A 24,417-nucleotide genomic window follows, 5' to 3' on the forward strand; every position below is an offset into this window, starting at 1 on the left:
CGGGAGGGCCGCTCCCTCAGCCCGCCGGCACCCAGGAGGAGACCCGGTCCGCCGCGGCCTCCCAGCCCTCGTCCAGCATCAGCAGGTGCCCGGTTCCCGGCAGGACGCGGGCGGCCACGCCGTGCCAGCCCGCGCAGCGGTCCATGGCATCCCGCGGGATCAGCCGGTCGTGTTCCGCGCCGAGGACGAGCACGGGGCGCCCATGGATCCAGCCGGGCACGACGGGCTGGGGCATCTGCGCCTCCATGAGGGCGGCCGGGGATTCGTCCCGCAGGCGCACCGCGTGGGCCATGGCGGCGGCCGGGTCCATGGCCGGACCGAAGAGGCCGCGCGCCAGGGCGGGGGAGGGCTCGCCCGAACCGGTCAGCCGCGCGACCTCCGCCCAGAGGATCGGATCGGAGGCGGCGAGATGGGCGTTGGACCACCAGAGGCCCTCGGGCGGCACCGGCGCCAGGAGGGCGGCCCCGCGCACCCGGCTGTCGTCCAGCAGTCGCTGGGCGATGAGGGCGCCGAGCGAGTGGCCGACCAGCACCGCCGGCCCCTCCTCAAGCGCTTCCCGCACGGCTGCCACACGCTCCGACAGGGTGGCGGCGTGGAGCGTCACGGCGATGCAGGGGTGCCCGGCCCGGGCGAGGCGCTGGGCGAACCCGTCGGCCCAGATCCAGGGACCGCAGGCGGCGCCGTGGAGAAGAATGAGGCGCGTCAGGTGCGGCGTGCCGGCTGGCGGGTCGAAGCGCAGGGTCATACCCCCAGCCCTGCCACAGCGGCGTCCGCAACGCGACGCTTGCGGAGAACGTCCACGGTGGCCTGCGCGGTGCTCGTGGCCACCCCCATCCGCTGCATGGCGAAGTCCGCAATCCCCAGTGCCACCTCGCGCTCGCCCATTACCGCGAGGCCGGTGGAGTCCTGCGCGTTGAGCCACTCAACCTCGGAATCGTGATGCGCGCGGACGGCCACCTCGATGCCCGGGTTGGCGGCCCGGGCCAGCTCGACCACGCGGCGCGCCTCCCAGGCCAGCGGCAGGGTCACGATCAGCAGCCGGGCGCGGGATATATGGGCGGCCTCCAGCATCTCGGCCTGGGTGGCGTTGCCCCAGAGGACCGGGACGGCCTGCCGCCCGAGTACCTCGGAGCGGTGGCGGTCGTCCTCCACCACGATGAGGGGAAGGTTGTGGCGGCGGAGCGCCGCGGCGACCAGCACGCCGACCCGCCCGTAGCCGACGAGGATGGCGTGGCCCTCCATCCGCGGCAGCTGGGCGAGCAGGCGGGACCGGCCGTCCTCCGCCGGCGGCGCCCTTCCGGGAAGGCGGGCGGCGAGCGCGGTGAGGGCGCGGAAGGTCAGGGGCATGAGGAGGATGGCGCCAAAGCTGCCCATCAGGATCGGGCCGCGCAGCGCTTCCGGCAGGATGCCCTGGCCGATCGCCAGCTCCATCAGCACGAAGGAGAACTCGCCGACCTGCGCAAGGGCGGCCGCGACCACGGCGGCGGTGGCGGGCGCGACGCGCAGCGCGACCAGCAGGGCGAAGGTCGCGCCCCCGGTGCCCACCAGCACGACCAGGAGGGCCAGGACCGAGGTGACGGGCGCGTCCAGCACCCGGAAAGGGTCGAGCAGCATGCCGACCGAGACGAAGAAGATCGCGGCGAAGATCCGCTGGAGCGGCAGGGTCTCGGCCGCGGCCTGGTGGCCGAGGTCGCTCTCGCCGAGGATCGCACCCGCGAAGAAGGCGCCCAGCGCGAAGGAGACGCCGAAGAGGGAGGCGGCCTCGAAGGCAACGCCGAGCGCCACCACCACCACGGCCAGGGTGAACAGCTCCCGCGAGCCGGAGCGGGCCACCTGGCGCAGCGCCCAGGGCAGCACGCGCCGGCCGACCACCAGCATGATCCCCGCGAAGGCCGCGAGCTTCACGAGGGCGAGCAGCACCGCGGCCAGAAGGCCGCTTTCTTGCCCGCCGGAGGCCGCCGGCACCAGCACGAGGCCGAGCACCACCAGGAGGTCTTGCAGGACGAGCCAGCCGAGGGCGATCCGCGCGGCCTCGCCGGAGAGGTGCCCGCGCTCCTCCAGGGCGCGCGTGGCCACGGCGGTGGAGGCGATGGCAAGGGCGAGGCCGAAGACGAGGGCAGGGCCGAAGCCGAGCCCAGGCAGCGTCATGCCCAGCGCGGCGCCGAGCAGCGTGCCGATCGCGACCTGCGCCATGGCGCCGGGCACGGCGACGCGCCAGACGGCCAGCAGGTCGCGCGGCTGGAAGTGCAGCCCGACGCCGAAGAGGAGGAGGCCCACGCCCGCCTCCGCCATGGTCCGGGTGAACTCCCCGTCGATGGTCATGCCGGGGGTATGGGGACCGATCGCGACACCTGCCACGAGGTAGCCGACGAGCGGCGGAAGGCGGAGCGCCCGCGCGGCCAGGCCGAAGGCGAAGGCGGCGGCAAGCCCGATGACAAGGCTCGCGAGGAAATTGGGCGCGTGCTCCATTCATTCCCTTCTCGCAGGCCGCGGCGGTCAGGGCCAGAGGCGGAACGAGGGCGCTGTCCCCAAGAGATCCTCAGCCGAGAATGACAAGCACCACGCTGAGGACGATGAGCAGCGCGCCCACGGCGTCGCGGGCCCGCAGCGGTTCCTTGAGGTACCAGCGGCCGAAGGCGAGGGTGAAGACGATCTCCACCTGCCCGACCGAGCGCACCAGGGCCACGGGGGCGAGGGCGAAGCCGGAGAACCAACAGGCCGAGCCGAGCGCGGAGAGCAGCCCGACCGGAGCCGCGTTGCGCCAGTTGCGCAACACCCCGGTCATCGCGCCCGGTTCCCGCGCCAGCAGCCAGGCGCCCTGCAGGAACGCCTGCATGACATTGGTGACGACCACGGTGCAGAGCGCGCCCAGCACGGTGTCCGCCGCGGCGAGGTCCTGGTTGGCCGCGCGGATCGTGATGCCCGTCAGCCCGAAGCAGCTGCCGGCCGCGAGCCCGCAGAGGGCCGCGGGCTGGGCCGTGGCCCGCAGCGCCTGACCGAGGCTCGAGACCTGGCCTGCCATGGAGAGCCAGAGCACCGCACAAACCCCCAGGGCGATGCCGGCCCAGCTGAGGGGTGAGAGGTGCTCGCCGAGAAGGACGATCGCGAAGACCGCGCCCTGCAGGGCCTCGGTCTTGGAATAGGCGGTGCCGACGGCAAAGCCGCGCGGGGCGAAGGAGGCGATGAGAAACACGGTACCGAAGATCTGCAGCACGCCGCCGGCGGCGCAGAGCAGGAGGGCACGCGGGCCGAAATGGGGAATGGTGCCGTCCGTGATCCACCACCAGCCGGTGAGGAGGACGAGGCCGGGCGGCACGCCGTAGAGGTAGCGCACGGCGGCGGCGGCATTGAGGGAGAGGGTGCCGCGAAGTTTCTGCTGGAGGGCGGTGCGCCAGCATTGGAAGAGCGCGGCGGAAAGCGTGGCGGCGAGCCAGAGGGGCATGGGGTGTCAGCGCGTCCGGGCAAGGAGGGGCTATCGCGGCCAAGGCGGCGCAAGCTGGATAGGGTCGTCCTCGGCCGCGGGCCCGTCAATTCGCGCAACTGGCCCAGAAGGGGGGCGTTCCCCCCGAGCCTTCATGCCGATGGGCGGAACGCGACGCCCCTTACGGGCGCCCCCGAGCTTGATCGATCGCGAGGACTGCATGGCCAGAAAAGTCAGCGACTTCTTCTGGGAGCGCCTGCACGCCTGGGGCGTGCGCCGCGTCTTTGGCTATCCAGGCGATGGGGTGAACGGCTTGCTCGGCGGCCTGCAGCGCTTCGGCACCGACAAGATCGGCTTCGTGCAGGTGCGCCACGAGGAGATGGCCGCCTTCATGGCGAGCGCCCACTCGAAGTTCACCGGCGAGGTGGGGGTCTGCCTCGCGACCAGCGGGCCCGGCGCCACGCATCTCCTCACGGGCATGTACGACGCGGCGGGCGACCACGTGCCGATGCTGGCGATCGCCGGCCACACAGTCCGCCCCGCGATCGGCGGTCACTACCAGCAGGAGGTGGACCTGATGACCGCCTTCAAGGAAGTGGCCGGCGCCTTCGTGCAGCAGGCAACGGTGCCGGCCCAGATGCGCCACCTGGTGGACCGCGCCATGCGCACGGCCATGGGCGAGCGGCGGGTCACGGCCCTCATCATCCCGAACGACCTCTCCGAGGAGAGCTACGAGGATCCGCCGCACGCCCACGGCACGATCCATTCCGGCGTGGGCTGGACGCCGCCCCGCGTTATTCCGCGCGACGAGGACCTGCGACGCGCGGCGGCCGTGCTGAACGAGGGCAAGCGCGTCGCGATCCTCGTCGGCGCCGGCGCGCTGGGGGCGGTGGCGGAGCTGGAGGCGGTGGCGGACCGGCTCGGCGCCGGGGCGGCCAAGGCGCTGCTCGGCAAGGACGTGCTGCCGGACGACCTGCCCTGGGTGACCGGCACCATCGGGCTGCTCGGCACGCGGCCGAGCTGGAACCTGATGCAGGAGTGCGACACGCTGCTGATGGTCGGCTCCAGCTTTCCCTGGTCGGAGTTCCTGCCGAAGGAGGGCCAGGCGAGGGGCGTGCAGATCGACCTGCAGCCGGCCATGCTCAGCCTGCGCTACCCGATGGAGGTGCCGCTCACGGGCGATGCGGCCGAGACGCTGCGCGCCCTGCTGCCGCTGCTGGAGGCCAAGGAAGATGGCGCCTGGCGTGAGCGGATCGCGGCGGACAACCAGGAATGGCAAGAGCTTCTCGAGAAGCGCGCGCGGGCCGAGGCCGATCCGATCAACCCGCAGCTGCCCTTTCAGGAGCTCTCCCCACGCCTGCCGGACGGGGTGATCCTGACGAGCGATTCCGGCTCCTGCGTGAACTGGTACGCGCGGAACCTGCGGATGCGGCGGGGCATGCGGGGCTCGCTCTCGGGCAGCTTCGCCAGCATGGGGGCGGCGGTGCCCTACGCCTTCGCGGCGAAGATGGCGCATGCGGACCGGCCGGTGATCGCGATGCTCGGCGACGGCGCCATGCAGATGAACAACATGGCGGAGCTGATCACGGTCGCGCAGCACTGGCGCTCCTGGTCGAACCCCACCTGGATCTGCATCGTGCTGAACAACCAGGATCTGAATGAGGTGACCTGGGAGCAGCGGGTAATGGAGGGAATGCCGAAGTTCCTCGACACCCAGCGCCTGCCCGATTTCCCCTATTATCGCTTTGCCGAGTTGGCGGGGCTGCGGGGCATCTTCGTGGACGACCCCGCCAAGGTCGGGGAGGCGCTGGACCAGGCGCTGGCCTCCGACCGGCCCGTGGTGCTCGAGTTCCGCACCGACCCGAATGTCGCGCCCTTGCCGCCGCATACCCAGGTGCAGCAGGCCTCCCACCTCGTCTCCGCACTGCTGCACGACCCTGAGCGAGGGCAGGTGATCCTCGATACGGCGCGGCAGGTGATGAGCGCGGTGCTGCCGGGCCGGAAGGACTGAGGCGGCCGCCGCATCTTCGCCATGCGGCGCTGCGAAGCTCGGCCCCATGCGACGCATCCTGCTCCTCCTCGCGCTCCTCTCCGGCACGGCGGCGGCCGAGACCGTGCCGGTCTACCCAGGGCCGGGCACGCTGCTCCGCCTCTCCGAATCGGCCGAGGTCACGCGCTTGCCGGACGAGGTGAGGGCGACCCTCCGCTACGAGGCGAGGGAGGCTACTCCCGCGGCCGCGCAGGCGGCGGTGAACCGCGCCATGACCGCGGCGCTGGAGACGGCGCGGGGCGCCCCGGGCGTCACCGCCTCCACCGGGGCCTACGGCACCTACCGGCAGGAGGATCCGCCGCGCTGGGTGGCCAGCCAGAGCCTGAACCTGCGGGCGGCGGATCAATCGGCCCTGCTCGATCTTCTGGGCACGCTCCAGTCCCGCGGGCTCGCCCTGGCCGGCCTGGAGCACGGGCTAACCCGGGATGCCCGGCGCACGGCCCGGCAGGAGGCCGCCGCCATGGCGCTCGATGCCCTGCGGCGCCGGGCCGATGCGCTGGCCGCCGGGATCGGGATGCGGGTGGAGCGGATTGCCGAGATCGACCTCGACGCCGGCGACGCGCCCTCGCCGCGGCCGATGATGGCCGCCATGGCGCGCGGCGCCCCGGTCCCTGTGGCTCAGGCGGAGGATATCGTCGTCACCGCCTCCGCCCAGGCCGTCGTGGTGCTCGTGCCTCGCTAAGGCGGGCGGGTTGACGCGGCGGGCAGGGGGCGGGACCGTCCGGCCCTAAACCGGAGGAAACCGATGCCGCGTCCGCTTGCCCTGATCCGCGCCGCCGCCCTCGCGCTGCTGGTAGCGCTGCCTGTTCAGGCGCAGACGGGTGGACAGGCCGGTGGTGGACAAGCGGGGGCACCGATCCGCCTCATCGTCGGCTTCCCGCCTGGGGGTGGGATCGACCTGCTGACGCGTGTCATGGGGGAGGGACTGTCGGCCCGGTTGGGCCGCACGGTGGTGGTGGAGAACCGCACGGGGGCGGGCGGCAACCTCGCGGCGGATGCCGTGGCCAAGGCGGCGCCGGACGGGAACGTGCTCGGCGCCGTTCCCGCCGGGCCGCTGGTGATCAACCGTCACATCTACCGCAGCATGCCCTTCGACCCGCTGGCGGATTTCACGCCCATCAGCCGCTTCGCCGCGATCCCCGTGATCTTCCTGGCGGCACCGCGGGCGGGGATCACCGACATCGCCTCCCTCCGCGCGGCGCTGGAGAAGGGGCCGCTGCCCTGCGGCACGCCGGGGGCGGGGACGACGCAGCACCTGGCGGTCTCGCTGCTGATGCGCGAGCTCGGGCGGGAATGCACCATCGTGCACTACCGCGGCACCGGTCCGGCCCTGCCCGACCTGCTGACCGGGACGATTTCCCTCTACACGGACACGGTCGTCACCGGGCTGCCGCCGGCGCGGGACGGGCGGGCACGGGCCGTCGCGATCGCCTCCCCCGCGCGTTCCGCCCTCGCGCCGGACATCCCGGTGGTGGCGGAGTCCGTGCCGGGCTTCGTGGCCGAGACCTGGCTCGCCCTGGTCGGCCCGCGCGGCCTGCCGGAGGCCCTGGCGGCGCGGCTGGAAGGCGTGATGATCGAGATTGCCCGCGATCCCGCCGTCGCGGCACGGTTGCGAGAGCTGGCTTCGGAGCCGGTCGGCTCCACACAGGCTGAGCTGGCGGAGACGATCCGGGCGCAGGACGCCGTCTGGGGGCCGGTGGCGCGAGCGGCGAACGTCACGGCGGACTGAGGCCTCCCGCCCCGGGCGGGGCACCTTTTCCTCCGGTGCGGAGGGACGGGGCCTTCGCCGCATGCGATGATGCCGCCCGATGTCACCGATCCTCGCCGGGTTGCTCTTCCAGTTCGCGGCCATCGCGCTTTTTGTCGTGCTGGACACGCTGACGAAGGTGCTGACGGCCCACTACCCCGTCCCGCAGATCGTCTTCATGCGCTTCGTCTTCCACACGGTGGTGGTGGGGTTGGCGCTGCGCCTGGCCACCGGCCGCCTGCCCTGGCGCAGCCGCGCCCCGGGGATGGAGGCGGTGCGGAGCCTCTGCCTGCTCGTGGCCAACGGGCTCTTCGTAGTGGCGCTGTTCCACATCCCCCTGGCGGATGCCTCGGCGGTCACCTTCGCCTCCCCCATCTTCACCGCTGCGCTGGCCGCCCTGGTGCTGGGGGAAACGGTGGGGCGGCGGCGCTGGGTGGGCATCGCGATCGGGCTGCTGGGCGTCATGGTCGCGCTGCGGCCGCCCTTCCTGACCGGCGAGACGCCGCACTGGGCGCTGTTCCTGCCGCTCGGCACCGCCTTTGCCTTCGCGGCCTACCAGATCCTGACCCGCAAGCTCTCGGTGGTGGATTCGCCGAGCACCATCATCCTGCATACCGGGCTCGCCGCCGGGTCGGTCGCGGCGCTGGCGCAGCCCCTCGTCTGGCAGGCGCCCGACGGCTTCGGCTGGCTGCTGATGGCGCTTACCGGCGTTTTCGGGGGCGGCGGGCACTACCTGCTGATCCAGGCCTATTCCCGTGCCCCGGCCAGCATCCTGGCGCCGATGACCTATACCCAGCTCATCTGGGCCACTCTCTCCTCCGCCCTTTTCTTCGGGGATCCGCCGGACCGCTGGACCCTGCTGGGAGCGGCGGTGATCGCGACGGGCGGCGTGGTGGTGGCTTGGCCGGAGCGGCGGCGGTAAGCGGCCGGAAGACGCTTCGGCCCTCGGCCCTCCTAAGCCCGGCTGCGAGTCCCGTCCCCTGAGGCTGCGCGTCGAGCACCGCGGCTGATCGACGCTCCTTTCCCGCGCCCCGTTGACCGCGCCCCCGCCGCGCCACAGCCTGCGTCGAGCAAGGAGGGGCGCCATGGCCGATTACGGGATGATCTCAGTGGAGACGCGCGGCAAGGTGGGGCTGGTCACGCTCAACCGGCCGGCCGCACTCAACGCCCTCTGCGACCAGCTGATGACGGAGCTGGGCGGGGCCCTCAAGTCCTTCGACGCCGACGCCTCGGTGGGCGCGATCGTGCTCACGGGCAGCGAGAAGGCCTTCGCGGCGGGCGCCGACATCAAGGAGATGAAGGACCGCACCTACCCGGCCGTGCACTTCGAGGACTTCATCGGCAACAAGTGGGAGACGGTGCTCACCATCAAGAAGCCGGTGATCGCGGCGGTGGCGGGCTTCGCCCTCGGCGGTGGCTGCGAGCTGGCGATGATGTGCGACATCATCATCGCCGCCGAGAACGCGAAGTTCGGCCAGCCTGAGATTCGACTCGGCATCATCCCTGGCGCCGGCGGCTCGCAGCGGCTGACACGCGCGGTGGGCAAGTCGAAGGCGATGGACATGATCCTGACCGGCCGGATGATGGACGCGGCCGAGGCGGAGCGCTCCAACCTCGTCACCCGCGTGGTGCCGGTGGAGAGCCTCGTGGAGGAGGCGGTGAAGATGGGCGAGTCGATCGCCGCCTTCTCCCAGCCCTCCGTCGCCATGGCCAAGGAGGCGGTGAACGCCGCCCACGAGCTCTCACTCCGCGAAGGGGTGCGGCTGGAGCGGCGACTGTTCCACAGCCTCTTCGCGACGGAGGACCAGAAGGAGGGGATGGCCGCCTTCGCCGAGAAGCGGAAGCCGGCCTTCCGGAACGCCTGAGAGGGGTGGACCTCTTTCCTTGACTCGTCGGGGGGCTGTGGATAGAACGCCCCCCTTCCTGCGGCCGTCCCCGGCGGACCGCGCCCCATGAACAATCCGACTGGTATTCTCAGCTCCCATGGCGAACACCGCTTCCGCGCGTAAGCGCATCCGGCAGAACGAGAAGCGCCTCGAGCGCAACCGCGCCCGGCGCTCGCGCGTCCGCACCTTCCTGCGCGCCGTCGAGGACGCGATCACGGGCGGCGACAAGGCGAAGGCCCAGGAGGCGTTCCGCCTGGCGCAGCCCGAGCTGCAGCGCGCGGCCGACAAGGGCGTGACGCACGACAACACCGTGGCGCGCAAGCTGTCGCGTCTGTCGGCGCGCATCAAGGCGATCGCCGTCACGGCGTAAGCCAGTAAGGGCGCCCCTCGGGGCGTCCTCACGTAAGTCATCCCGAGTAAAGTCGTGAGGCAGATGCGTCACGGTGCTTGCGCGCCGTGGCGCTTTTTCTTGCGTGTTGCTTGTGTGTCTTTGGCGTGAACGTGTTTGGCGTTTGCGGCGGACCGGATGGCACGTTACCTTTCGTGGTGCAGGGTCCGTCCACGCGTTGCCGCGGGGATGAATAAGGGGGGCTTCGGGTGGATCGCATGCCGGATCAGCACGCCAATGCCTCGCCCGCCGCATCCGCTACCGGTTCCGTGGACGACGTGCGGCTGGATGCGGCCTGGGCGAGGATCCGCGGCCGTTTGCGCGAGGAAGTGGGCGAGGCCGAGTACCGCACCTGGCTGCGCCAGCTGACGCTCGCGGGCGTGGAGGGCGAGGAGGCGATCGTCCATGTGCCCACGCGCTTCCTGCGGGACTGGCTGCGCGGGCAGTACGGCGACCGGCTGAGGGCGCTCTGGCAGGCCGAGGCGGTGGGCGTGCGGCGCGTTGACATCCGCGTTGCGGCCCCGCAGGCGGCGCGTGAATCCGCGCCGGTGCCGGACGGTGCGGACCTCGCGGAGCCGCTGCCGGCGACGCGCCCGCCGGGCGAGGCCGTCCGCGCCGAGTCGCAGAAGGTCGATGCGCGTGGTGATTGGGCCGCGCCGCTCGATCCGCGCTTCACCTTCGACAGCTTCATCGTCGGCAAGCCCAACGAGTTCGCCCATGCCTGCGCGCGCCGCGTGGCGGAGAAGCCGAACTCGCCGGGGTTCAACCCGCTGTTCCTCTACGGCGGCGTGGGGCTGGGCAAGACGCATCTGATGCACGCGATCGCCTGGGCCATCCGGGCGCCGCAGGCGGGCATCGCGGGGCGCTCCGTCGCCTATATGAGCGCCGAGAAGTTCATGTACCGCTTCATTGCGGCGCTGCGCTCGCAGTCCACGATGGAGTTCAAGGAAAGCCTCCGCTCCGTCGACGTGCTGATGATCGACGACCTGCAGTTCCTGATCGGCAAGGACAACACGCAGGAGGAGTTCTTCCACACCTTCAACGCGCTGGTGGACCAGGGCAAGCAGATCGTCGTCTCCTCCGACAAGCCGCCCTCGGACCTGGCAGGGTTGGAGGACCGGCTGCGGACGCGGCTGGGCTGCGGCATGGTGGCCGACATCCACGCCACGACCTACGAGCTGCGCATCTCCATCCTCGAGAGCAAGGCGAACGCCGCCCAGGTGGACGTGCCGGCGCGGGTGCTGGAGTTCCTCGCGCACAAGATCACCTCCAACGTGCGCGAGCTGGAGGGGGCGCTGAACCGGCTGATCGCGCACGCGAACCTCTTCGGCCGGCCGGTGACGCTGGAATCCTGCCAGGAGGTGCTGCACGACATCCTCCGCGCCCACGACCGCCGCGTGACGATCGAGGAGATCCAGAAGCGGGTGGCCGAGCACTACAACATCCGCCTGACCGACATGTCCTCGGCCCGGCGGGCGCGGAACGTGGCGCGGCCGCGGCAGGTGGCGATGTATCTCTCGAAGCAGCTCACCTCCCGCTCCCTGCCCGAGATCGGGCGGCGCTTCGGTAACCGGGACCACACCACCGTCATGCACGCCGTCTCCCGCGTGGCGGAGCTGATGCAGGGCGATGCCGGCTTCGCCGAGGACGTGGAGCTGCTCCGGCGCATGCTGGAGACCTGAGGGGCGGGCCTCCCGCTTCGGGCGCTAGGCTTCACGCCGCGTTTTCACGATGATAGAGGGCTCATTCGGGGGCTCTCCGCCCCCGATGGCGTTGCGGGGGGTGGCGGCGATGAAGTTCACGGTGGACCGGGCTGTGCTCCTGAAGGCCCTTGCCCATGTGCAGGGCGTGGTGGAGCGTCGCAACACCATTCCGATCCTGGCCAACGTCCTCATGGATGCCACCAAGGACGGGCTGCGGCTGACCGCGACCGACATGGAGATCGCCATCGTCGAGGAGATCGGCGGTGTCGAGGTGGCGCGCGAGGGCCGCTGCACCGCCCCGGCGGCGACCCTGCTCGAGATCGTCCGTAAGCTGCCCGATGGCGCCAAGGTCGAGCTGGACCACCGCGGCGGCGACGCGCCGCTGGCGTTGCGCGCCGGCCGCTACAACACCGGCCTGATGGTGCTGCCGGTCGAGGACTTCCCCTCGATGACCGAGGGCAAGCTGCCGCACCGTTTCTCCCTGACCGCCGGCATGCTGCGCGACCTCGTGGACCGCACGAAGTTCGCGATCTCGACCGAGGAGACGCGCTACTACCTCAACGGTATCTATCTTCACGCGCCCGAGGTGGCCGGGACGAAGGTTCTTCGGGCGGTTGCGACCGACGGCCACCGCCTTGCCCGCGTGGAGGAGCCGCTGCCCGAGGGCGCGGCCGGCATGCCCGGCGTGATCGTGCCCCGCAAGACCATCAACGAGCTTCGCAAGCTGGCCGACGAGACGATGGAGGAGATCGAGTTCCGGCTCTCCGACACGAAGCTCCAGGTGAAGCTCGGCACGGTGACGCTGACGAGCAAGCTCATCGACGGCACCTTCCCCGACTACGAGCGGGTGATCCCGAAGGGCAACGACCGGGTGCTCTCGGTGGACAAGACCGCCTTCGCCGCCGCGGTGGACCGGGTGGCGGCGATCAGCAGCGAGCGCTCGCGTCCGGTAAAGCTCTCGCTGGAGAAGAACCATCTTCTCCTCACGGCTGCCTCCCCCGAGCAGGGTCAGGCGCAGGAGGAGCTGGACAACGACACCGTCAGCTACGACGCCGCCCCGCTCGAGATCGGATTCCAGGCCCGCTACCTGAAGGACATCACGGATCAGGTGGATGGGCAGGTGGAGTTCCGCTTCGCCGACGGCTCGGCGCCGACCATCGTGCAGGACGCGGCCAAGCCGGAGGCGCTCTACGTCCTCATGCCCATGCGGGTGTGAGGGCTGCCGGCTACTCCTGCAAGTCCAGGAGGTCGAGCGGGATGTAGCCGCTCACCGTTGGGCTGGTGACCTCGGCCCACTGGCGCCCGTTCGCGACGAGCTGCCGAAGGACGGCAACCCGGTTGCCCCGGCCAATCGGCTGCTCGGTTGCCCTCGAGGGGAAGGGGGTGCTCAGGATCACGCTGTCCTCCAGCACCGAGGCAAGCCGGCTTCCGACCGGCGGCCTCCAGGCGCTCCCCACTGCCGGATCGATCTCCGCGCCCGTGCGGACAGGAAGGTTCGAAGCCAGCCGATCTGCACTGTCGGTCCCCGATGGCGCGGGGAGGATGTCTCTCGCTGGGATGCTCGCGGCAGGGCGTGCAGGCAAGGGGCGGTGCGGGCCGGAGAGGAACCAGCCGAGGGGCAGGGCGGCGATAAGGCTGAAGACCGCCGTGCGGACGAGAGCGGATGTGTGCCGCTTGCGGGGCCGGTTGGTCCTTGTGCCGGGCCAGGGCACCGCGGCGGGGACCAGCTGCAGCCGCGCCGCGCTCCGCAGGCTGACCAGCTCGGCCTCCAGACCCAGCGCCTCCTCGCGCAGGCGGGCGATCTCGTTCCGAAGCTCAACATTCTCGCGCTGCGGCTCGGCATGCCCGTCCGCCAGGACGCCGGCCTCCACCCACTCGGCGTAGTCGTTGAAGTTCAGGCCGTGCCGGGCGAGCAACTGGCTGATCCGCTCGCGGGCCGTGTCTGCCTCGGCCTGATGGTCCGAACCCAGCCGGCGCGTCAGGTGCCCGAGAAGCTCCGTATCCTTCGTGCTGAAAGGCATCACGCTCAACGCTCGTGGTGGTGGTTCGATCCATTGCCGCGCGGCGTGTGTAGGGCAAGGGGCCGGACTGGCCGGGCAGGTATGTGGGAGGGCAGTCGAAGCGGCGCCAGACGGCCCTCCGGATTGGCTCGGCGGTGCGGGCCGGGCGGAGGGGTCCACCAGGGCCGGTTTGTGGTATATCCATCGCCGCGGCCTTTCCCATGGGCTTGCATGCCGCCAGGCACGGCGAAAGCCATGGGACCACCCTTTGCGGACGGCTTGGAACAGCTTTTCGCGGCGCTCCGCCCGATGATGGCAACCGGGCAGCCTTCCTGGACGATCCCTTCCCGCGTGAACCCCACCCTTCGCCTCACCCGCCTTCAGCTGCAGGACTTCCGCAATCACGCGCAGGCCGCGCTGCGGTTCTCGGCCGGGATCGTCGTCATCGCGGGGGAGAACGGCTCGGGCAAGACGAACCTGCTGGAGGCGATCAGCCTGCTCGGGCCGGGGCGGGGGCTGCGCGGGGCGAGGATCGCCGACCTTGGGCGCCATGTGGGGGAGGACTCGCTTCCCTGGGCTGTTTCGGGGCGTTTCGAGGGTCCGGAGGGGGTGTTCGACCTCGGCACGGGCACCGCCCATGATGGACCGGCCGACAAGCGCACCTTTCGGCTGGACGGCGCCCCCGTGCGCTCCCAGGCGGAGCTGGGACGGCTGGTGGCCGCGGTCTGGCTGACCCCGCAGATGGACCGGCTGTTCCAGGAGGCCGCCTCGGGGCGCCGCCGCTTCCTCGACCGCTTGGTCTGGGCGCTGGACCCGAACCACGCGCGGGAGGTCTCGGCCTACGAGAACGCCATGACCCAGCGCAACCGCCTGCTGGCCGAGGGGCGCGACGGCGGCCGGGTGGAGGCCCGCTGGCTGGACGGGCTGGAGGACGCCATGGCGCGCCACGGCGTGGCCCTGACCGCCGCCCGGCGCTCCCTGGTAGCCCGGCTGAACGGGGCCCTGGCGGAGGGGCTGGCGGGCGCCTTCCCGGCGGCTCTCTGCGCCCTCGAATGCGATACGGCTTCCGCGCTCGAGACCCAGTCCGCCCTTCAGGTGGAGGACGGGCTGCGCGCGGCGCTGGCCGCGCGGCGGGGACGTGACGCGGCGGCCGGCATGGCGCTGGGCGGGCCGCATCGCTGCGACCTCCGGCTCTCCCACCTGCCCAAGGGCGTGCCGGCCGAGCTCTGCTCGACCGGGGAGCAGAAGGCGCTGCTCATCTCGACGGTCCTCGCCCATTCGGCGCTCATCGCGGCCACCCGGGGCTTCGCGCCGCTGCTGCTGCTGGACGAGATCGCGGCCCATCTGGACGCCGTCCGGCGGGAGGCGCTTTTCGCGGCGCTCACGGCACTGCCCGCGCAGAGCTTCCTGACGGGGACGGAACCCGGCGTCTTCGCCTCCCTGGGGGGCGTGGCGGAGAGGTTCTCGATCGAGGCCGAAGGGATCGTGCCGGAGACGGCCTGAAGGCAGGGCATCCCGCGGCCTTATGCGCTGAAAGACATGGTTACCCCGTCGGGGCCATGGCTTCTCGCGCGCGTAATCCTTATATACACGAAACACGATTCCGCCCGGCCGTTCGCCCATCGATCCGGCCCAAGAGGTTCCCTGCCCGCATGACCGAGTCCACCCGCGCCGCCCATAAGGCCGAGGTCGCCGCTGCCGGCGCCGATGGTGCCTATGACAGCGCCTCCATTACCGTGCTGCGGGGGCTTGAGGCCGTCCGCAAGCGCCCGGGCATGTATATCGGCGACACCGACGACGGCTCCGGCCTGCACCACATGGCCTTCGAGATCATCGACAATGCCGTGGACGAGGCCCAGGCCGGCTTCGCCACCACCTGCCACGCCGTGCTGAACGGCGACGGCAGCGTGACCGTGACCGACGACGGACGCGGCATCCCGACCGACATCCATGCCGAGGAGGGCGTCTCCGCCGCCGAGGTGGTGCTGACGCGCCTGCACGCCGGCGGCAAGTTCAACCAGAACTCCTACAAGGTCTCGGGCGGCCTGCACGGCGTCGGTGCCGCGGTGGTGAACGCGCTGTCCGAGTGGATGGAGGTGCGCATCTGGCGTGGTGGGCAGGAGCACTTCATCCGCTTCGAGTACGGCGAGACCGTGCAGCCGCTGAAGGTGGTAGGGCCGAGCGACCACCCGACCGGCACGCAGGTGACCTTCAAGCCTTCCGCCGAGACCTTCACCAAGACCGAGTTCGAGTTCGCCATCCTGGAGAAGCGCCTGCGGGAGCTTGCCTTCCTCAACTCCGGCCTGCGCATCCACCTGCGCGACGAGCGGCACACCCCCGCCCAGGACGTGGAGTTCTTCTTCGAGGGTGGCCTCGTCGCCTTCGTGGAGTGGATGGATGCGGCGGAGGACCCGCTGTTCAAGCCGCCCGTCTCCTTCGCCAGCAAGGAGACCGATGGCATCCGCGTGGAGATGGCGATGTGGTGGAACCGCTCGCCCCGCGAGCGGACGCTGTGCTTCACCAACAACATCCCGCAGCGCGACGGCGGCACGCACCAGGCGGGCTTCCGCCAGGCGCTGACGCGCGTGGTGACGAAATACGCCGCCGAGCAGGCGAAGAAGGAGAAGGTGGAACTCTCGGGCGAGGACATGCGCGAGGGCCTGTCCTGCATCCTCTCCGTGAAGGTGCCGGACCCGAAGTTCTCCTCCCAGACGAAGGACAAGCTCGTCTCCTCCGAGGTGCAGCCGGTGGTGCAGATGGCGGTGGCCGACGCGCTGAGCCACTGGTTCGAGACGCATCCGAAGGAGGCGAAGCTCGTCCTCGATCAGGTCGTGCTCTCGGCCGTCGCGCGGCGCGCGGCGCAGATCGCGCGCGAGAAAGTGGGGCGGAAGAACGCGCTCGATATTTCCACCCTGCCGGGCAAGCTGGCGGACTGCCAGGAGAAGGACCCCGCGAAGTCCGAGCTGTTCCTCGTCGAGGGTGATTCGGCCGGTGGCTCCGCCAAGCAGGGGCGCAACCGCGCGAACCAGGCGATCCTGCCGCTCAAGGGCAAGATCCTGAACGTGGAGCGCGCGCGGATGGACAAGATGCTGTCCTCCGCCGAGGTGGGCACGCTGATCACGGCACTCGGGGCCGGCATCGGCGCGCGCGACCCGGACCGGCCGAACATGCCCTTCTTCGATCCGGACAAGCTCCGCTACCACCGCGTCGTCATCATGACGGACGCGGACGTCGACGGCTCGCATATCCGCACGCTGCTGCTGACCTTCTTCTTCCGCCAGATGCCGGAGCTGATCGAGCGCGGCTACCTCTACATCGCGCAGCCGCCGCTCTACCGCGCCAAGCGCGGCAACGAGGAGCGCTACCTCAAGGACGACCGCGCGCTGGAGGAGTACCTTCTGGAGAAGGCGCTGCACGGCGCCCGCCTCTCCTACGCCGATGGCCGCGAGGTCGCCGGCGAGGCCCTGCGCGGAGCGGTGGACGAGATGCGCGCCGCGACGCGCCGGATCCGGCGGCTGGCGAACAACCTGCCCGCGGAGATCGTGGAGCAGGCCGCCGTTGCCGGCGCGCTCGGCACGAACCCGCGCCCGGATGCCGCCCCGCGTCTCGCTGCCCGGCTGAACGAGCTCGCCCTGGCCAGCGAGCGCAGCTGGAAGGCGACGCTGGACGAGGAGGGGCTGCGCGTTTTCCGCCAGGTACGCGGCGTGACGGAGAGCCACCACCTGGATCCCGTCGCCCTGCGCTCGGCCGAGGGGCGCTGGCTGGAGGAGCGGCGCGACAGCCTTGCCGCCGACTTCAACGAGCCGGCGGTGCTGCAGTTCGAGGCGCAGCGCCACGAGGCGCGCGGGCCGATGGCCGCGCTCGACCGGATCCTGGCTCAGGGCCGCAAGGGCCTGGCGGTCCAGCGCTTCAAGGGACTGGGCGAGATGAACCCCGACCAGCTCTGGAAGACCACGCTTGATCCGGAGGCGCGCACGCTTCTTCAGGTGGCCGTGGAGGATGCCGACGACGCCGGCCGCGTCTTCTCGACGCTGATGGGCGACGTGGTCGAGCCCCGGCGCGACTTCATCGTGGGCAATGCGCTGAAGGTGGCGAACCTGGACGTGTAGCCTAGTATAGCTCGCCGCGGTTGTCTGGACAAAATACCAGTTATCCAGACAACTCCTCAGCTAACTCTCTGTACTCCCTGACTTCCTTCTTTCTTCTTGCTTGAAATCCTGTTGCGCATTTTTTGGTGTTTGTGGTGGGTCAGGGCAGGAATGATGATGCCCTGTCCCCTACATCCTCCACCCAGACGCCTACACATCGGGTCGGACGTCATACCCGGGAACCAAGCGTCCGCCCCGACAGGCACCTGAGATCATGTACAGCGTCGACCGGTGGCACTCCACAGAGGCAGCGTAATTGCCTTCCCTGGTCACGAGGTCACCCATGGATAGGATGGCAGGCCAGGGCATTGCGTGTGGGGCTAGTGGCCTTCTCGCAGGATCGCTGGGCGCAATGGGTGGCTTAGCGGAGGCGACGGCGCATTTCGGCCGAGAAGCCATGGGCAACGAACAGGAAGAGCAGGGCTCTGGCTCTCGACGGCAGCGATTGTGGCCGTCTTGCCAACTGCTCGCGCATAGCGGCCGCCAGCCCTTCGGCGTCCTGGAGCATAGCTCGGATCCGAGCATGGCTCAGAGCGCCGGATTTAGGAGGTGACGTCACGGTTTGCATGAGGCTTCCTCGCGCCTACCCTGGACGATCTCTTTTCGGATCGTTTCGGCTTCTACTGTGTAGATCCAATTCAGTTCGATGTCGAATAAAAGTCGCCAGGTGTCAGATCACGAGATCTCCAGATCACCTACCTTCCCCATGCAGGCGGCTCCACCTCGCCCTCGATGTCATACTCAATGAGAAGCCGGACACCCTGGTTGTCATAGGGGTTCATGGCCAGGAGCTTACGATAGCAGACCCCGGCTACCCTCTCGTCGCCCATCTCTCTGCCTAGGTCACCTAGTGCCTTGATGACCCGCATGAACGGGCGGGTGGCCGTCACGCCCCACCAGGCGAAGTCACCCTGGGCGCGGGCAACGGGGTTCCAGAGCGCCCTGCCCGTGCTGACAGCCTTCTCGAGGTGCAGGCGGGCCATGTCCCGGTTGGTGGTGTGCGCGGCCAGGACGAGGTGGGCTTCCATGCAGCCAGGGTCCTGGCGGAGGGCCTGATTGACGGCCGGTAACTTGAGGTGGTTGGCCATCTCGCGGTCGAGGACGTCCACCCATCCTTGGGCGGGCGTCACGAGGAGGTGGAACCAGTCGCCACTGGTGTGGGCGGTCGTGGGCTGACGGAACCAGGAAGGGGTGCGCATGGAGGGCTCCGCCGAGAAGGTGACTTCGGCGAATGGTGATGGATGGCCCGGCTAGAGTGGCTCGATGTGACTTCTGCTATCGGGCATCCAGGAAATCACCGATGGCGGTCCATCAGGTAGGCAGACGATGCAAGGTGGGCGTCGTTACAGACCACGATGTGAGCGCCATCGAGAAAGAGTCCTTCTGCCATGAAGGTTTTCGTCAGCTCCTTGATCACCGGCCACGAGGACCTGCGCGCCGCAGCGATCCCGGCCATCCGGGCACTCCGTCATGAGGTCATCCTCGCCGAGGATTTCCCGGCGATGGCGACATCGCCCCGTGTGGCATGCTTGGACAGCGTCAGGGCCGCTGGGGCGGTGGTTCTGATCCTCACTGAGCGTTATGGCGCCAAGCAGGCGTCCGGGTTGTCCGCAACCCACGAGGAATTTCGGACATCCAAGGACACCAGACCAATTTTTGCCTTTGTCCGGGAACCAACTTTAGGACCACGCGAGCCCGATCAGGAAGCCTTCATCCGTGAGGTGCAGGAGTGGGTGGAAGGGCGGATCACCAAGCGCTTCACGGAAGCGGACGACCTACGCGAACTAGTGACTGGAGCACTGCACTCCTGGGAGCTCAACCGCGCCGAGACTGCCGCCGATCCCGCTGAACTGCTCAGCCGTGCAACGGCTCTCCTGCCCCGTCAGGACAGGCAGTACCACTACTACGGAATCTCAGTGGCAACAGCGATTGCGGGCGGTCCCCGGAAATCTGTGCTCCGCCCGTCCGAACTGGAGGCCGCAGCTCTCTCTGATCGGTTGCAGCAGATGGCACTCTTCGGACCGCTCAAGTTCCTCACGCCGACCCAAGCGACAACCTCGCGCCTGGATGGCTCTGTCCTGTCAATCTCGCAGGAACGTGGTGGTTCTCTGGCCGTCGATGAGCTTGGGGGGGTCAGGGTAACAATCCACTTGGAGCCTGAAGGTCGAGGTGGAATGCAGGCTCTGATCGAGGAAGATGTGGTTGGCGCAATCCAAAAGGGGCTCCGCTTTGGCTCCGCAGTGTTGGACGAGATCGATCCTACCCAGGCTCTGCGTCACATCGTGCCTGTGATCTCGCTGATCGGGGCCAGCTATCAGCCCTGGATGCGGCGAGAGGAGTTCCGGCGTCTGAGTGGCGGGATGAGCATGCGGGGCGGCAGTGACGTCCTGCCCCCTATCCACCTGACGCCACCAGAGCGCCTTCGTGCGGCCCTAACACAGGATCTGGCTGTCTTAGTGGAGGATCTGACAACGCTGCTAAAACGAGCTTACCAGCCCTCGCGGTAGATCTCCTGCTCGCGGGGTTGGGGTGCCCGATCCGCCATGTGGGATGGGATAAGGCCCTGGGTTGACCCGTCATCGGCCATGTCGCCCTCGAGAGACGGACGGTTGGAGCAGCCTTTCCTTTATCGTGAGCCATTGCACTGATCTGGCTTCAGCTAGCCTAGGACGTCCGTCACCTGCATCGTGAGCACTCTGCTACTCCTAGCGGCCAACATCATTTGTTCTTTCTAGCAGTCTGGGCAGGAGGAGGCGCAACACGCCACTTCTGCAACTCAGGGGGAAATGCCGAGATCCGCTGTGCCCGTTCCGCGTAGAGCTTGGACGGCGGGTACCCCTGGACGCCTTCGATAACCAGTCCCCCCAGCTTACCGCCCAATTCGTCGAGGTAGATGTGCGGATAGGACGCCCACATGTCGCCAGTGTCATCGATTGCCAGGATGCTGTCATAGGGCACAAGGATGACCCGGGTTGCCATCGCTCGGTTCTCCAGGGGCAATAATGACCATACGGAGATGATTGTTGCCCGATCTTCTGCCGTCTTCGCCTCGTCTTTTTGAGTGATCCAAGGGTCCTCATGCCGCGACTTCGTGCCGTCGTTGAACCCGTCCAAGCAATCCCATCTGACCCCGTCGTCGGCGAGGTAAGCGAAATGGCGAGACGCTAGGAGGATCAAGCCACGGGGATGCATTTCAAGGATCTCAGTGACTCGCCAGTTTTGCTTCCCCACCTTATCGGCGTCCTGGTCGGGATAGCTGTCATCCTCTGAGTCGCGCAGCAACACGGTCCTACCTTCGGATAGGACTTTTTCGCAGCGCTTCTTTGTCGCGAGCCGTGCCCGAATAGCCGTTCGAGCCGAACGTCGCCTGATCTGGAGAGAGATCCCAAAATACGCAAAAAGGATGTGGTCGTTCTTGGGCTGGAAGACAGCATCCTCGAGCTCCGACTTCGCCCATATATGGGCTTCCGCTATGCCGTTCCGGGCAGCCCACTGCCGCAGGACATCTCGGGTTGCTTTAGAGACATCGCAGGCGATGGCGAAGACGATGCCGTAGAGCGTCCCTGCTTCCGTATCAGGGATATCAGCCAGGTGCTTGGCCATCTTGGATGGCGTTATGGCTCTCTCCCGCTTGCACTGGATGAGCCAAAGTCGATCCGGAGCTGCACCCTCGTCGTCATCTCCAGATGGTAGGTCGCCTTCCGGATCGACAGCGCTCTGATCCCCAGCGCGCTCGTAACCCCGGGCATCGAACCCATCGTCGGCCCCGCCCCGCCCAGTTGCCTCCAGCAGTCGCCACGGTCTGAAATCGTAGAGCAGCTGCCGCACGAGATCCTCGAATCGTTTGGGTTCGAGGTCATGAAAGGGCAGAGGGTTCAGGGTCCGCGTTGTCGTAACCATGATGCTGAAGAGCCTCGTTGTCGTGTGATCATGTGCGTGGTGGAGTTAGGACCAGCTGGGCTGGATGGCTGAGCACGGCTACCCGATCCATTCCCTACCCACGAGAGCAAGCGTATCGGCCAGCGGGGTCGTGTTTCCAGAGCGGCCTGAGCGCGGATTTGATGGTCCGTGTGGAGCACTTGGCTACACTGGTCAGTAGGGCGGACCAGCCGTCGCAACAGCTTACTCGTTGGCAGGATCAGGGCTTCGGTTGCGGGTGTGACCGATGCCGTTCTGGGGACTGCTCGCAGTGCCTTCGAACCTCATCCCGCCATCGTTGATACCACCCCTCCGTGTTGCTGCCGAACGTGCCAAATGCATCCCTGAGATCGCGAGCGGACAGCTCCGTGATCAGGTTGGCATGGCTGTCCATCGCGAACTGATCGAAGTCCGTTGCCCCATCTCGGCTGCCATTATCTAGAGGGTTCACTTCGGTTTGTGGGCTCCCTTGACAGCCATGCGGGAGATCTCCCCCTGGAGCAGCGACCCAATTGAGACAAACTTGGCGGCTTCGTTGCCTTGCTCATCGGAGCCCTCATCCCGGCTTCCACCGATAACCGGACAGCGGCGCGGCGCGGACGAGCACCCCGATAGAAGCGTCCACCGTCCATCCCTATCCCAGGATCCTGGGGCAGCACGTTCGCCACGCAGTGCCTTGAAGAGGGGGAACAGGAACTCCGCCAACTCTTGCAAGGTCTTCCTGAGACTTGGGGGTCGGACGTCTGATCGCATCGAATGCGAGAGGTCCGCCCACTGGAACAGTGCTGTCCTGCCCCTGATGGACGGGTCAAACGCCGCTTCCCAGTATCCATCCCTCCTGAGGATCATCTTGGCGGCATCACGCCCAGCGAACGTGGCCGACATCGCTTCGATCAGGTCATCCGAGTTGAACCTCAGGTGTTTACTCAGCAGCCATAAATCGCAGATATCCTTGAGGCGAGTGTGATCGGGCCCATAGGTCACAAGCAGGGCCGCCTTCTCCGCTACCATCTCCTCGGCGTTGGTGCTGGCAATCCAGCGGCGGCGGCCTGCTCTGAACTCCTGGGGCAGGGGATGGAACTCTATCTCCGGTGCAGGCCGCCTCGCCTCCATGACATTGATTGCGACCTGGAAGCAGGCAGCATCCAACTGGGTGGGCAGGCTTATCGTGTGCAGCGGAGATCGCCGCCGGGATAGTGTCCGCACCCGGGCACGAGACCAGTCGACATCAAGCCCTCTTGGCATGGGACCAATGGCAGCCCCGAGATGCGCGACGGCCTGATCCGGTGAGGAGCGCTCCATATCCAAGAGATCGATCCCCGATGTTGGTCGCAGAAAGCGGCCGCACCATGATGCCATCGCCCAGGCCCCATGCACCGGAAATCGCGTCCGGTAGGTGGAGGTGGCCAGCGCGGCGAGGATCTCCTCCTCGGCATAGCGGGCGAGAACGCCCATGAGGTCGCTACCTCGGCTTCGGGCGACCTCCTTCAGGTACGTCAGGGACCAAGCGCGATCCGCAACCACCTGCGCCTGGGTTCCAGGCAGGGGTGCTGACTTCTCGGGTGAGGCGTTCATGACCGGGTCAACCCTGCCCCGAGGATCAGGAGGTCCAGGGCGTCCTGTGCTCGCTGAGGCATCCCGACCGCTGCAGCCGCGGACCGGAGATCCGTGGGGGTGCCACCTGCTCTCGAGAAGGTCCGGAGGCACTGAGAGGCCGCCTCTACTCCACCGACATGCCGTCGATAGCGGACTAGGTCCACAACCGTCCTAGCAGGCCCCGTGAGCAGGATGGTGACATCGTGGAGCACAACTCGCTGCACGCCCGCGTGGAAGGCCTGGGCGTTGCTCCACCGCAGCACCCGCGCTGGTGCGGGACCTGTCTTCGGGACGTAGACTCGCAGGGGGGCACCGAGCCACACCCTGTCCGGTGCATCCGGCAGGAGACCCTGGAGGCGTGCGGCGGTGAGCATGCATGCAACGGCCTGGGGCGTGCGCGAAAAGGCCTCTGCGAGGGCTAGAAACTCGGGGGCTGTCCCGTGAAGAAGGGGATGCTCCTCGGGAGCAATGGAACCTCTGGGCCTGTCTGCAGCTATCCCAAAGAGGTCGAGCTGGCGACATGGCGCCGGGGGCGGCGTCAGGGGCTGCTTGGGATCTCCTCTAAATACATTCATCTCCCTCTCCTGATCCAAAGACATCAGGAGCATGGAGGGAAGATAACCCCTATGTCGAATCGTTAATATTGAGCGAAATTCTACACGCTGCGGGTTAGACCATCGTGGTCATCTCACCTCCTGCTAGGATACCAACGGCGGGTGGGCCTCTCCTTTCCTGTTTGATCAGACGCGACACTCAGTGCCCAACCGTGGAACAGGTCACACCCCCTCTTCGGGGCGAGGTCCACAACGAGGCTCAGGGTGCCCTGAGAGCCTCGACGACTAGCGTGAGGGTACGCAGGGCCCTCGCCGGGATACCCAGCTCCTTAGCGGCCGTCAGAATGGACAGAGGATCTCCGCCCTGCTCCAGGAAACGGCGTCCTGCATCGATGCCAGGGCGTTCGCCCCCAAGATGACGTGCGTAGCGGATGAGGTCGACGATCGTGCGAGTGGGACCGGTGTGCCGAATAGGGACTCCACAAACCTCACCCTGGACTACCCCGACTTCCAAGGCTCCTTTGTGGCTCCAGCGGAGTACCCGGGACGGCGAGTGGCCTTTCTTGGCCATGTGCACCTGTGCGGGGAGAGCAAGCCATGTGACCGAAGGAGGCTGATCGACCAGGCCATTCAAAAAGGCGGCTGATGTCAGACAGACCACGGCATGGGGCATGCGGGCGCATGCTGATGCAATTGCCACCATCGCCGCAGGCGGTGATGCCCCCGTCAGGTGGTACGCTCCCCGCGCGCTGCGGGTGATGAAGCCGGACCTCAACGCGTTGGCGATCGCCTGCGGGCGGACGCCACCCGCAAGCAACTCCGACGACCTCTTCACAGAGCCGTTGGCCAAAAGGCGTTCCAGGTGGTCCTTCTGCGTCATGCCGACGGGCGGCATAGTAGAATTCGCCGCATGATTTCTGAAATCTTTATCCCGACAGGTTCCCGATATCAGAGTGGGTGCACCCTGCTCCTACCGCAATGGCATCGACCCTAACGCAGGCATGAA

At 68.3% G+C, this 24,417-nt stretch carries 20 protein-coding genes; 11 read left to right on the top strand and 9 right to left on the bottom strand.

Features of this window, described 5'->3' with window-relative positions; all coding sequences use genetic code 11:
* Nucleotides 1-16: 16 nt before the first annotated feature.
* The 3 genes from BO39_RS11540 to BO39_RS11550 form a co-directional block, all read right to left on the bottom strand.
* Complete coding sequence (locus BO39_RS11540; RefSeq protein ID WP_052401963.1) at nt 17-745, bottom strand: alpha/beta hydrolase; 729 nt, start codon at nt 743-745, stop codon at nt 17-19.
* On the bottom strand, nt 742-2,469 hold the full coding sequence (locus tag BO39_RS11545; RefSeq protein WP_052401964.1) for a cation:proton antiporter domain-containing protein: 1,728 nt from the start codon (nt 2,467-2,469) through the stop codon (nt 742-744). Before BO39_RS11545 ends, BO39_RS11540 begins: the two co-directional genes overlap by 4 nt.
* A gap of 70 nt (nt 2,470-2,539) precedes the next feature.
* A complete protein-coding gene (locus BO39_RS11550) occupies nt 2,540-3,442 on the bottom strand; it encodes a DMT family transporter (RefSeq protein WP_043833183.1) in 903 nt (300 codons plus the stop codon).
* 199 nt (nt 3,443-3,641) lie between these two features.
* On the opposite strand from BO39_RS11550, the gene BO39_RS11555 reads away from it, so the two are divergent.
* The 8 genes from BO39_RS11555 to dnaN all read left to right on the top strand — a co-directional run bounded on the left by BO39_RS11555 (nt 3,642) and on the right by dnaN (nt 12,411).
* On the top strand, nt 3,642-5,432 hold the full coding sequence (locus BO39_RS11555; protein WP_043833418.1) for a thiamine pyrophosphate-requiring protein: 1,791 nt from the start codon (nt 3,642-3,644) through the stop codon (nt 5,430-5,432).
* Nucleotides 5,433-5,478: 46 nt separating this feature from the next.
* On the top strand, nt 5,479-6,153 hold the full coding sequence (locus tag BO39_RS11560; RefSeq protein WP_043833184.1) for an SIMPL domain-containing protein: 675 nt from the start codon (nt 5,479-5,481) through the stop codon (nt 6,151-6,153).
* A 63-nt stretch (nt 6,154-6,216) separates the two neighbouring features.
* The gene (locus BO39_RS11565; RefSeq protein ID WP_043833185.1) at nt 6,217-7,200 is read left to right on the top strand and encodes a Bug family tripartite tricarboxylate transporter substrate binding protein; all 984 of its coding nucleotides are present in this window, start codon (nt 6,217-6,219) and stop codon (nt 7,198-7,200) included.
* A 79-nt stretch (nt 7,201-7,279) separates the two neighbouring features.
* Nucleotides 7,280-8,140, top strand: a complete 861-nt coding sequence (locus BO39_RS11570; RefSeq protein ID WP_043833187.1) for a DMT family transporter — start codon at nt 7,280-7,282, stop codon at nt 8,138-8,140.
* 163 nt (nt 8,141-8,303) lie between these two features.
* On the top strand, nt 8,304-9,083 hold the full coding sequence (locus tag BO39_RS11575) for an enoyl-CoA hydratase (RefSeq protein WP_043833190.1): 780 nt from the start codon (nt 8,304-8,306) through the stop codon (nt 9,081-9,083).
* Nucleotides 9,084-9,201: 118 nt separating this feature from the next.
* Nucleotides 9,202-9,474: a 30S ribosomal protein S20 gene (rpsT, locus tag BO39_RS11580; RefSeq protein WP_043833192.1), complete on the top strand. Its 273-nt coding sequence runs from the start codon at nt 9,202-9,204 to the stop codon at nt 9,472-9,474.
* A gap of 236 nt (nt 9,475-9,710) precedes the next feature.
* Nucleotides 9,711-11,174 carry a chromosomal replication initiator protein DnaA gene (gene dnaA / locus BO39_RS11585; RefSeq protein WP_043833194.1) on the top strand — a complete coding sequence of 488 codons (1,464 nt, stop codon included), beginning with the start codon at nt 9,711-9,713 and terminating at the stop codon, nt 11,172-11,174.
* Nucleotides 11,175-11,283: 109 nt separating this feature from the next.
* Nucleotides 11,284-12,411 (top strand): DNA polymerase III subunit beta, encoded by a 1,128-nt coding sequence (gene dnaN / locus BO39_RS11590; RefSeq protein ID WP_043833421.1) that lies wholly within the window; start codon nt 11,284-11,286, stop codon nt 12,409-12,411.
* A gap of 10 nt (nt 12,412-12,421) precedes the next feature.
* Here dnaN and BO39_RS11595 read toward each other — a convergent pair whose 3' ends face one another.
* Nucleotides 12,422-13,219, bottom strand: coding sequence for a hypothetical protein (locus BO39_RS11595; RefSeq protein WP_156963653.1), 798 nt, complete (start codon nt 13,217-13,219; stop codon nt 12,422-12,424).
* Nucleotides 13,220-13,507: 288 nt separating this feature from the next.
* On the opposite strand from BO39_RS11595, the gene recF reads away from it, so the two are divergent.
* Both recF and gyrB read left to right on the top strand, forming a co-directional pair.
* Complete coding sequence (gene recF / locus BO39_RS11600; protein WP_052401991.1) at nt 13,508-14,698, top strand: DNA replication/repair protein RecF; 1,191 nt, start codon at nt 13,508-13,510, stop codon at nt 14,696-14,698.
* Nucleotides 14,699-14,847: 149 nt separating this feature from the next.
* Nucleotides 14,848-17,304 (top strand): DNA topoisomerase (ATP-hydrolyzing) subunit B, encoded by a 2,457-nt coding sequence (gene gyrB / locus BO39_RS11605; RefSeq protein WP_043833198.1) that lies wholly within the window; start codon nt 14,848-14,850, stop codon nt 17,302-17,304.
* A gap of 734 nt (nt 17,305-18,038) precedes the next feature.
* Here gyrB and BO39_RS11610 read toward each other — a convergent pair.
* On the bottom strand, nt 18,039-18,542 hold the full coding sequence (locus BO39_RS11610) for a hypothetical protein (protein ID WP_043833200.1): 504 nt from the start codon (nt 18,540-18,542) through the stop codon (nt 18,039-18,041).
* Between the two features lie 189 nt (nt 18,543-18,731).
* Between BO39_RS11610 and BO39_RS11615 the strand changes: the two genes are divergently transcribed.
* Nucleotides 18,732-19,850, top strand: coding sequence for a DUF4062 domain-containing protein (locus tag BO39_RS11615; protein WP_043833202.1), 1,119 nt, complete (start codon nt 18,732-18,734; stop codon nt 19,848-19,850).
* Nucleotides 19,851-20,061: 211 nt separating this feature from the next.
* Here BO39_RS11615 and BO39_RS11620 read toward each other — a convergent pair whose 3' ends face one another.
* From BO39_RS11620 to BO39_RS35610, 4 genes are all read right to left on the bottom strand, one after another.
* Entirely contained in the window at nt 20,062-21,243 is a 1,182-nt protein-coding gene (locus BO39_RS11620) for a hypothetical protein (protein ID WP_156963654.1), read from the bottom strand.
* Nucleotides 21,244-21,708: 465 nt separating this feature from the next.
* Nucleotides 21,709-22,716, bottom strand: a complete 1,008-nt coding sequence (locus tag BO39_RS11625) for a nucleotidyl transferase AbiEii/AbiGii toxin family protein (protein ID WP_043833204.1) — start codon at nt 22,714-22,716, stop codon at nt 21,709-21,711.
* A gap of 116 nt (nt 22,717-22,832) precedes the next feature.
* Complete coding sequence (locus tag BO39_RS35210) at nt 22,833-23,465, bottom strand: type IV toxin-antitoxin system AbiEi family antitoxin domain-containing protein (RefSeq protein ID WP_084698046.1); 633 nt, start codon at nt 23,463-23,465, stop codon at nt 22,833-22,835.
* Nucleotides 23,466-23,670: 205 nt separating this feature from the next.
* Entirely contained in the window at nt 23,671-24,306 is a 636-nt protein-coding gene (locus tag BO39_RS35610; protein WP_478212676.1) for a type IV toxin-antitoxin system AbiEi family antitoxin domain-containing protein, read from the bottom strand.
* Nucleotides 24,307-24,417 lie beyond the last annotated feature (111 nt).

The organism is Roseomonas aerilata DSM 19363, assembly GCF_000711725.1.
GTDB classification, from domain to species: Bacteria; Pseudomonadota; Alphaproteobacteria; order Acetobacterales; family Acetobacteraceae; genus Roseomonas; species Roseomonas aerilata.

Bases quoted from the DNA above. Each gene is read 5' to 3' on its own strand.
- BO39_RS11540 (WP_052401963.1), bottom strand. From the start codon at position 745: ATGACCCTGCGCTTCGACCCGCCAGCCGGCACGCCGCACCTGACGCGC.
- BO39_RS11545 (WP_052401964.1), bottom strand. From the start codon at position 2,469: ATGGAGCACGCGCCCAATTTCCTCGCGAGCCTTGTCATCGGGCTTGCC.
- BO39_RS11550 (WP_043833183.1), bottom strand. From the start codon at position 3,442: ATGCCCCTCTGGCTCGCCGCCACGCTTTCCGCCGCGCTCTTCCAATGC.
- BO39_RS11555 (WP_043833418.1), top strand. From the start codon at position 3,642: ATGGCCAGAAAAGTCAGCGACTTCTTCTGGGAGCGCCTGCACGCCTGG.
- BO39_RS11560 (WP_043833184.1), top strand. From the start codon at position 5,479: ATGCGACGCATCCTGCTCCTCCTCGCGCTCCTCTCCGGCACGGCGGCG.
- BO39_RS11565 (WP_043833185.1), top strand. From the start codon at position 6,217: ATGCCGCGTCCGCTTGCCCTGATCCGCGCCGCCGCCCTCGCGCTGCTG.
- BO39_RS11570 (WP_043833187.1), top strand. From the start codon at position 7,280: ATGTCACCGATCCTCGCCGGGTTGCTCTTCCAGTTCGCGGCCATCGCG.
- BO39_RS11575 (WP_043833190.1), top strand. From the start codon at position 8,304: ATGGCCGATTACGGGATGATCTCAGTGGAGACGCGCGGCAAGGTGGGG.
- rpsT (WP_043833192.1), top strand. From the start codon at position 9,202: ATGGCGAACACCGCTTCCGCGCGTAAGCGCATCCGGCAGAACGAGAAG.
- dnaA (WP_043833194.1), top strand. From the start codon at position 9,711: ATGCCGGATCAGCACGCCAATGCCTCGCCCGCCGCATCCGCTACCGGT.
- dnaN (WP_043833421.1), top strand. From the start codon at position 11,284: ATGAAGTTCACGGTGGACCGGGCTGTGCTCCTGAAGGCCCTTGCCCAT.
- recF (WP_052401991.1), top strand. From the start codon at position 13,508: ATGGCAACCGGGCAGCCTTCCTGGACGATCCCTTCCCGCGTGAACCCC.
- gyrB (WP_043833198.1), top strand. From the start codon at position 14,848: ATGACCGAGTCCACCCGCGCCGCCCATAAGGCCGAGGTCGCCGCTGCC.
- BO39_RS11610 (WP_043833200.1), bottom strand. From the start codon at position 18,542: ATGCGCACCCCTTCCTGGTTCCGTCAGCCCACGACCGCCCACACCAGT.
- BO39_RS11615 (WP_043833202.1), top strand. From the start codon at position 18,732: ATGAAGGTTTTCGTCAGCTCCTTGATCACCGGCCACGAGGACCTGCGC.
- BO39_RS11620 (WP_156963654.1), bottom strand. From the start codon at position 21,243: ATGGTTACGACAACGCGGACCCTGAACCCTCTGCCCTTTCATGACCTC.
- BO39_RS11625 (WP_043833204.1), bottom strand. From the start codon at position 22,716: ATGGGCGTTCTCGCCCGCTATGCCGAGGAGGAGATCCTCGCCGCGCTG.
- BO39_RS35210 (WP_084698046.1), bottom strand. From the start codon at position 23,465: ATGCTCCTGATGTCTTTGGATCAGGAGAGGGAGATGAATGTATTTAGA.
- BO39_RS35610 (WP_478212676.1), bottom strand. From the start codon at position 24,306: ATGCCGCCCGTCGGCATGACGCAGAAGGACCACCTGGAACGCCTTTTG.